At 74.0% G+C, this 4,564-nt stretch carries 5 protein-coding genes; 3 read left to right on the plus strand and 2 right to left on the minus strand.

Features of this window, described 5'->3' with window-relative positions; translation table 11 throughout:
- On the plus strand, window positions 1-646 hold a 646-nt coding region (locus IH13_RS0108010), incomplete at its 5' end, for an ABC transporter ATP-binding protein (protein ID WP_234433243.1).
- A 97-nt stretch (window positions 647-743) separates the two neighbouring features.
- Here the strand turns inward: IH13_RS0108010 and IH13_RS0108015 are convergent.
- On the minus strand, window positions 744-1,706 hold the full coding sequence (locus IH13_RS0108015) for a PRC and DUF2382 domain-containing protein (RefSeq protein ID WP_031082338.1): 963 nt from the start codon (window positions 1,704-1,706) through the stop codon (window positions 744-746).
- A 291-nt stretch (window positions 1,707-1,997) separates the two neighbouring features.
- On the opposite strand from IH13_RS0108015, the gene IH13_RS0108020 reads away from it, so the two are divergent.
- Entirely contained in the window at window positions 1,998-2,819 is an 822-nt protein-coding gene (locus tag IH13_RS0108020) for an adenosylcobinamide amidohydrolase (RefSeq protein WP_234433244.1), read from the plus strand.
- A 91-nt stretch (window positions 2,820-2,910) separates the two neighbouring features.
- A complete protein-coding gene (locus IH13_RS0108025) occupies window positions 2,911-3,807 on the plus strand; it encodes an NAD(P)-dependent oxidoreductase (RefSeq protein ID WP_031082342.1) in 897 nt (298 codons plus the stop codon).
- A gap of 99 nt (window positions 3,808-3,906) precedes the next feature.
- Here the strand turns inward: IH13_RS0108025 and IH13_RS0108030 are convergent.
- Window positions 3,907-4,564, minus strand: a 658-nt coding sequence (locus tag IH13_RS0108030; protein WP_063837416.1) for a SigB/SigF/SigG family RNA polymerase sigma factor, incomplete at its 5' end; no start/stop codon positions are given.

Genomic DNA, 4,564 nt, shown 5'->3' on the forward strand with positions numbered 1-4,564 from the left:
CCGTACGCTCGCGGAGACCGGCCGCCGCACGGTCGCCCGGCGGGTCGCCGTGGTCGACCAGCACGCCGTCACCCAGGTGGAGCTGAACGTGCTGGACGTCGTACGCCTCGGCCGTATCCCGCACCGCCGCGCCTGGTCGGCCGCCGGACCCGAGGACGAGGCCGCCGTACGGGAGGCACTGGAGCGCACCGGACTCGCCGACCGCGCCGGGCAGTCCTGGCACACGCTGTCCGGCGGGGAGCGCCAGCGGGTGCAGATCGCCCGCGCCCTCGCCCAGCAGCCCCGCGAACTCCTCCTGGACGAGCCGACGAACCACCTGGACATCCAGCACCAGCTGGAACTGCTGGCCCTGGTCGCCGCCCTGCCGGTCACCGCGGTCATCGCGCTGCACGACCTCAACCTGGCCGCGATGTTCTGCGACCGGATCACCGTCATGGCCCACGGCGAGGTGGTCGCCGCCGGAACCCCCCGCGAGGTACTCACCGAGGAACTCATCGCGGACGTCTACCGGGTGCGGGCGGTGGTCACCCAGGACGGGCCCGACGGCCGTCCCTCGGTCCGTTTCCTGCCCGGAGACGCCCGGCAGGGCGGAGTCCGGCCCGGGCACGGGGGCGCGCGGTGCGCCCCGGTGGCGGGGAGCTCCTGACGGCCGCCGCGACCGGCACGGCGAAGGGGCGGGCCCGGAGAGTCCGGGTCCGCCCCTCGCATGTTGCCCGCGCGGCCTGCCGCCGCTGTGTGAGGGGTCAGCGACGACGTCCCCGGCCGAACTCGCCGCCCGTGTCCTTGCCGCTGCCCTTCTCCTTGCCGTCCGCGTAGTCGATCTTCTCCTTGCGGAGCTCGGCGGAGACTTCCTTCTGCTCGGTGACCTTGTTGGTTTCGAGGCGGACCCGTTCCACCGGGACGGCCTCCTTGCGGACGGTGGCGCGCTCGGCGTGCAGGGTGACTTCGACATCCTGGTCGCCGAGGTCGGTGGTGCCCGCGGACCTCTCACCCGGCTTCAGCGGCTCGCGCACCACGCGTACCTCCTCGTGGGACACGGGCACCGTCCGCGTGACCTCTTCGGTCACGACGTACTTGTGCAGCCGGGCCCTGCCGCTCTCGTACTCCTCCGTCCCGACGGTGAGCTGCTCCTCGGAGCGGGTCATCTCGTCCGGTCCGGCCGCGGACCGCTCGGCCCCGGCCCCGGCCAGCGGCCGCGACGTGGTGGCCTCCGTGTCCCGGTGCCTGCCCGTGCCGGCACCCGTGGTGCCCGGCCGGCCGGTCTGTCCGGCGCGTGCGGTTCCCGCCGCTCCGGCGGCCCCGGCCGCGGCACCGGTGCCGGCGGCACCCATGGTCCCGGTCCCGGAGGTGGTGCGTGCGTCACCGCCGGTTCGGCCGGTGGTCTTCCTGGTCAGGCCGTAGTGCCGGTAGAGCTCCTCCTCCTCGGCGACGGACAGATGCGCGTCGGCGTCCACCCGGGGGGCTTCCTTGACGCTGTCCTTCGGATGTGAGACGTGCAGGTCGGAACCCACGCGGCGGGCGCCGGCAAGCGGCACGAAGCTCTCCTTCATGCCGAACATGCCGGTCTTGACCGTGATCCAGTCAGGCTTTCCGGTGTCGTCGTCGACGTACACCCGCCCGACGGTGCCGACCTTCTCGCCGTCACTGTCGTAGACGGTCAGACCGTCGAGTTCTCCGGAATCCGTGAAACCGTCAGCGGCTGCCATGGCCGATACCTCCTCGCCTGGGCGCGTCCTGTGGCTGGCTCCAACAGGGGCGGCGCGTCCGGATTCCATCGCGCCTCACCCGGTTGGACGCTGCAACTTCCCAGCTCCCGCGCAGAGCGGCCCGAACGACGCGGGAGGGGCGGGTGGCCCCGTGGGACGCGGTTGTCGGCTGTCTCGCCACGTTAGGCCGAACGGGTGAGAGGGGGGTCGGGCGTCCCGGCAGGAAGGGGCGGGTGGAAGAAGGGGAACCGGGGCGGGTCCCGGGCCGGAACCGGACGCGGCGCGCCACGTATGATCGACGCGCCGTTGCCGACCGTCGGAGCGGTCCGCCGACGGGGGTGCACCATCGAGTCCGTACGCGTCCACCTGCCCGGACAGCGCGGGCAGCTCCTGGCCCGGCGGGAGGACGGGCAGGACCTCCACCACCTGGTCTGGCGGCTCGGGCCGGGCTGGCGGGTGTGCAGCAGCGCCGTACTCGGCGGCGGCCTCGCACCCCGCGCCTGGATCCTCAACGCGCAGGTCCCGGGTGGCTACCCCCGGCTGGACCCCGACCGGCACCTCGCGGAGATCGCCGCGGCCGAAGGGCTGACCGGGCCGGGAGCCGGACTGATGACGGCCGCCGACGTCAGGGCGTACACCACCGGGCACGACGGCGGAGTGACGGCCACCGTCACCAGCGGGCTCGGGGTACGGGGCTGGGCCGCCGCCCCCGCAGAGGGAGCCGACGGCCCGCCGCCGCCCGGCACCGTCAACATCGTCGTCACCCTGCCCGTGGCCCTCTCCGACGCCGCGCTGGTCAACGCGGTGGCCACCGCCACCGAGGCGAAGGTCCAGGCGCTCCTGGACGCCGGACTCGACTGTTCCGGCACGCCCACGGACGCGGTGTGCGTCGCCGCACCCGACCCGGGCCCGGACGCCGGCGAGCCGTTCGCCGGCCCCCGCTCGCGCTGGGGGGCACGCCTGGCCAGAGCCGTGCATCACGCCGTCCTCACCGGGGCGACCGGGCACGCCCGAGACCCGGGCACGCCGAGGGACCACGTCGGAGACCCGGGCACGCCGAGGGTCCCGGGGCAGCTCCCGGAGCGCCCCGCACGGCACCTCGGGCAGCGCTGACGCACGCTGGAACGAGACCGCCCGGCAGTACGCCGGCGCCCCGGCGCGCCGCGCACCCGTGGCCGGGCGCACCGACGAAGGGAACGAGCCCATGACCACCGCATCCCCGGCCGACGCCGTCCCCGGGAAGCCGGCCGTCGCGGTCCTCGGTACCGGGATCATGGGATCCGGGATGGCCCACAGCCTCCTCAGGGCCCAGCTGCCCGTCCGGGCCTGGAACCGGACCCGCGCCAAGGCCGAACCCCTGGCCTCGGCCGGGGCCACCGTGACGGACACCGCCGAGGAGGCCGTACGCGGCGCCGACGTCGTCCTCACCTCGCTCAACGACCGACGGGCCGTCGCCGAGACCCTCGACGCCGCCTCCCGGGGCCTGCGTCCCGGACAGATCTGGCTGCAGAGCTCCACCGTCGGCATCGACGACACCACCGATCTGGCCCACCGTGCCGCCGGTGTGGGCCTGGTGTACCTGGACGCCCCGGTCTCCGGCACGAAGCACCCCGCCGAGCAGGGCGCCCTGACGGTGTTCGTCTCCGGCCCCTCAGCGGCCCGCCCGACGGTCCGGCCCGTCCTGGAGGCGATCGGGCAGCGGACCGTATGGGTCGGGGAGGACCCGGGGGCGGCCACGCGGCTCAAGCTCGTCGCCAACACCTGGATGATCAACCTCGTCAACAGCGTCGCGGAGGGCCTGAACCTCTGCGAGGGACTCGGCCTGGACCCGCGGCTGTTCCTGGACGCGATGAAGGGCGGCCCCCTGGACACGCCGTACCTCCAGAGCAAGTCAGCGGCGGTGCTCTCCGGCGACCTCGCCCCGAGCTTCGCGCTCTCCACGGCGCTCAAGGACTCCCGGCTGATCCTGGCGGCCGCCGACGCGGCCGGGGTGACGCTGGACCTGATGGCCGCCTCCGCCGCGCGCTTCACCCGCGCCGAGGAGTCCGGGCACGGCGACCAGGACCTGATCGCCACCTACTACGCGGGACGCGGTGGCTGACGCTCCGGCGGTACACCGGCCTTTTCGGCGGGCGCCCGCGCACCCGGCCGTCCCGTGTGCGGCTCCCGCCGCCGACCGTCGAACAGGTCGGGCCTCGCCTCAGTCCTCGGTGAACATCCCGGTGCGCAGCCTGCGCAGCGTGCGGCTGAGCAGCCGGGACACATGCATCTGGGAGATGCCCAGCTCGTCCCCGATCTGAGCCTGGGTCAGCTCCTGGCCGAACCGCATCTCTATGATGCGGCGCTCGCGTGCGTCGAGCTGCTCCAGCAGCGGCGCCAGGGTGTGGAGGTTCTCGACGGTCTCCATCGCCGGGTCCGGCGCGCCCAGCACGTCGGCGAAGGTGCGCCCGCCCGTCGCGCGCCCCGCGGCGTCCGGCGCGTCCGCCGGCATGTCGAGCGAGCCCGCCGTGTAACCGTTGGCGGCCACGATCCCCTCCGTGACCTCCTCCTCGTCGAGCCCGAGGTGCGCGGCGAGCTCCGGGACCGTGGGGTCGCGGTCCAGGCCGACGGCGAGCGCCTCCTTGGCCCGGGCGAGGTCCACCCGCAGCTCCTGGAGCCGGCGCGGCACATGGACGGACCAGGTGGTGTCGCGGAAGAACCGCTTGATCTCGCCGACGACGTACGGCACGGCGAACGAGGTGAACTCGACCTCGCGGGCCAGGTCGAACCGGTCGATGGCCTTGATCAGGCCGACGGTGCCGACCTGGACGATGTCCTCCATGTCGCCGCTGCCCCGGTTCTGTCTCTTATACACATCT

The organism is Streptomyces sp. NRRL WC-3549 (assembly GCF_000721935.1).
Taxonomy (GTDB): domain Bacteria; phylum Actinomycetota; class Actinomycetes; order Streptomycetales; family Streptomycetaceae; genus Streptomyces.

Excerpts from the sequence above, each read along its gene's own strand:
- IH13_RS0108015 (WP_031082338.1), bottom strand. The coding sequence starts at position 1,706 with ATGGCAGCCGCTGACGGTTTCACGGATTCCGGAGAACTCGACGGTCTG.
- IH13_RS0108020 (WP_234433244.1), top strand. The coding sequence starts at position 1,998 with ATGATCGACGCGCCGTTGCCGACCGTCGGAGCGGTCCGCCGACGGGGG.
- IH13_RS0108025 (WP_031082342.1), top strand. The coding sequence starts at position 2,911 with ATGACCACCGCATCCCCGGCCGACGCCGTCCCCGGGAAGCCGGCCGTC.